This window comes from Caldicoprobacter sp. (assembly GCF_047459465.1).
Lineage (GTDB): Bacteria > Bacillota > Clostridia > Caldicoprobacterales > Caldicoprobacteraceae > Caldicoprobacter.
The window spans coordinates 1-1,732 of record NZ_VSCO01000221.1; the positions used below are offsets into that span (position 1 = coordinate 1).

Below are 1,732 nucleotides of genomic sequence, written 5' to 3' on the forward strand. Positions count from 1 at the left end.
GGATATCATTGGTAACGATTCAGATAGGCACTGTGGTACAAGAAAAGGTAACGGCCAAAGTGTGAAGGCAAATTCTTCCAGCTGCCGGAAGCCGCTTAAATCAAGGGGTTGGAGGCGAGCAGCTTAACTGCTCGAAAGGCGGTCTCCAAAACCGTTGGTTGCGGGTTCGAGTCCTGCCTCCCCTGCCAAAAAAGGAAAGGAGCGTTTGAAAGCTCCTTTCCTTTTTTATATTTTACAGGGAATCAAATGCTAGTTTAGAGGATTACCATTACTTACGTAAATGGGTATAAGCAGCTTTTGACCTGCTCTTATGTTGGAATTTTTAAGCCCGTTGACTTTCCTTATCTGTCGTATGTACTCCCGAATATCAGTATGCGGCGGCAGGGTGCGCTCCGCAATGCGCCAGAGGGTATCACCTTCAGCTATCTCTACCTGTATCCAATGCGTATCGCCAGCAGCTTTTCCCCCGTTCCATATGGCTGCTATCAACAAAACAAATAGCGCAGTCACCACCGTCAAGAATATACAAAACCTAGTTTTGGATTTGATCCTGATCTGCCTTGACACAGTTTTTACCCCCTCTTATTTGCGAATACGAACTTATGTTCGTGCCTCTGTTTATATTTTACACGAACTTATGTTCGCCGTCAAGGAGGTAAAGAGCGGGTTTGCGAACACGTGTTTGATTTTATGCTGCCAGCATGATATAATAATGACATCCAGCAAACACGGAAAGGGGTTTAGCAATAGCTATGGACCAAAATATCACCGAGAAACAGCAAAAAGTATTGGAATTTATCAAAAAGGAACTTAAAACGAAGGGATACCCTCCCTCGGTACGCGAGATATGCGAAGGCCTGGGCATTAAGTCAACGTCCACTGTGCACGGATATCTCGAAAGGCTGGAAAAGAATGGTTTTATACGAAGAGAGCCTACAAAGCCTCGAGCTATAGAGGTATTGGAGGATACCACAAAAGAAGTGGTTAACGTTCCCATCGTAGGCCAGGTAACCGCAGGCAAGCCCATACTGGCTGTAGAAAATATTGAGGATACCTTTCCCCTTCCAGCCGAAAAACTGCCAAACAGCTACGTCTTCATGCTGAAGGTGAAAGGCGATAGCATGATTGAGGCAGGAATTTTCGACGGCGATTATGTGATAGTCAAACAACAGCCCACCGCAGAAAACGGGGATATCGTAGTGGCACTCATAGGAGATGAGGCCACCGTGAAGAGATTTTATAGAGAAAAGGACCATATAAGGCTCCAACCAGAGAACCGTTATATGGACCCCATCCTAGTACGTGAACTCACAATCTTGGGCAAAGTAATAGGCGTGATACGATTTTTCAAATAAAAATGAATCCAGTGGAGATGAATTCATCATAAAAAGGCTTTATAGAGTTTATTAGAAAAAGCGATATCATAAACTATACTATATCATGGGAGACTGATGAATCCCTTACGGTACATTTGAGCCAGCACCTTCATTAAGGCAAGCTTTACATGCTCATAAGTGAGGCCCCCCTGCAGGTACACCACATATGGAGGTTTAAGTGGCGCATCGGCGCTCAGTTCAATGGACGCTCCCTGGACAAAGGTACCAGCGGCCATGATCACTTGATGCCGATAGCCGGGCATATCCCAGGGATACGGAAGCACGTGGCTGTCCACCGGCGAAGCCGATTGTATGGCCTGACAGAAAGCGATGAGCTCCTCTGCACTCCTCAAGCG

Annotated in this window: 3 protein-coding genes; 1 reads left to right on the forward strand and 2 read right to left on the reverse strand. The window is 46.0% G+C overall.

The annotated features are described in order from the left end of the window. Positions 1-249: 249 nt before the first annotated feature. Entirely contained in the window at positions 250-567 is a 318-nt protein-coding gene (locus FWJ59_RS09540; RefSeq protein WP_414481692.1) for a LysM peptidoglycan-binding domain-containing protein, read from the reverse strand. 185 nt (positions 568-752) lie between these two features. On the opposite strand from FWJ59_RS09540, the gene lexA reads away from it, so the two are divergent. Further along, a complete protein-coding gene (gene lexA / locus FWJ59_RS09545; RefSeq protein ID WP_414481693.1) occupies positions 753-1,355 on the forward strand; it encodes a transcriptional repressor LexA in 603 nt (200 codons plus the stop codon). 83 nt (positions 1,356-1,438) lie between these two features. Here lexA and FWJ59_RS09550 read toward each other — a convergent pair. Beyond that, positions 1,439-1,732: methionine gamma-lyase family protein (locus tag FWJ59_RS09550; protein WP_414481694.1), on the reverse strand; the 294-nt coding region annotated here is incomplete at its 5' end.

What these genes read in the sequence shown, in the direction of transcription:
- lexA (WP_414481693.1), top strand. Translation starts at nt 753, where the DNA reads ATGGACCAAAATATCACCGAGAAACAGCAAAAAGTATTGGAATTTATC.